Here is a 1,171-nt window from a genome sequence, read left to right on the forward strand (position 1 = left end):
AGCGAAGAGGATTTAAGGGAATGTGCAAAAAAGGCTTTAAAACAAATTGCACTTTTAAAATAGTAGTTTTATAAAATGATAATTTCTGCGAGAATTTTAAAAATATATTACGATATAATGTGCGCAAACCCACATCCCAATAAAAGGAAACTCAAATGCAAATTAACGGAAAAGAGATATTTAGAAAAAGCGGGCTTATGGTTAATCTATGTCGTATGACTTCTTTGGAATATCAAGTTGATCATTTGATACATCCTGCAGTTGAATATTACGAAAGCCCATCGGAAATGGTAGAATTTTTATATACCGAATGCAAGAGTGCTTTATTGGAGCAATTTAAATTTTGTTTCCTACCGTACGAAAGGGATGCACTAATGGTACTTGTGGAACTTATAGATAAAAATTTTAACGACCGCAGCTTATTAGAGGCGGATGATTACGAATACCTAGTCCATCTCAATCCATCCTGGATAGAGGTTAGAGAGCTAGCCTTAAAGACATTGCATATTTTCGGCTACAAACCATATAACTTTAATTATGATTAGCCCGTATTAGACCTAGCAGAATGAAATTTATCCTACATATCTTTACTCTGTTGCTATGTATAAGCGCATGGCTTTGCTTGGTTGTATACAGCGAAAATAAGACCGATGCCGCGTAAACAAATAGTTTTATTTCTGGTTGCGCTTGGTTGTGCTGCATCATATCGCCGCGAGCCGTAACAGCGCATCTAATGCTGCCAGGCTGTGCTCTAGCCGCTACGTCGCGATGCGCTTTATCGCTGCGCCTTAAATCCTTGCGCCCGAGTCGCCTAGATCATCTTTCCGACGAGTTTTTCTTTAAATTCCTTGTAAATTTCAGGACCCGCGTGTTTGTATTCGCTCGTCAGCTTGTTGTGAAATTCCGCCATATCGCCGCCGCTTTCGCGGTAGAGCTTGATCGCGTTTCGCCTTACGGCGCCGTCTTTTAGGTCGCTATCGTAGGCGATGCTCGCGTATTGCACTCGCGCGCCGTCCTTGATCTCGCGGTAGGCCTCGCAGCCTTTGGCTCTGCCGAGCTTTGCGACGCACGCGGCATAGAGGGCTTGCAGGCTCACGCACTGGGGTATCAGCGCCTCCGCCGCGGCGAGGTCTGCTTTGGCGATTTTAGAATTTGCAGCCTTTTGCTCCTG

General features: G+C 43.9%; 2 protein-coding genes. One reads left to right on the forward strand and one right to left on the reverse strand.

Translation table 11 applies throughout. The features are described 5' to 3' along the window. The first annotated feature begins 374 nt into the window (after positions 1–374). Positions 375–545 carry a hypothetical protein gene (locus tag Q0238_RS07945; RefSeq protein WP_297944812.1) on the forward strand — a complete coding sequence of 57 codons (171 nt, stop codon included), beginning with the start codon at positions 375–377 and terminating at the stop codon, positions 543–545. A 266-nt stretch (positions 546–811) separates the two neighbouring features. Here the strand turns inward: Q0238_RS07945 and Q0238_RS07950 are convergent. Then, positions 812–1,171, reverse strand: a 360-nt coding sequence (locus Q0238_RS07950) for a hypothetical protein (RefSeq protein WP_297944815.1), incomplete at its 5' end; no start/stop codon positions are given.

Origin of the sequence: uncultured Campylobacter sp. (assembly GCF_938045775.1) — a bacterium.
GTDB lineage: Bacteria > Campylobacterota > Campylobacteria > Campylobacterales > Campylobacteraceae > Campylobacter_B.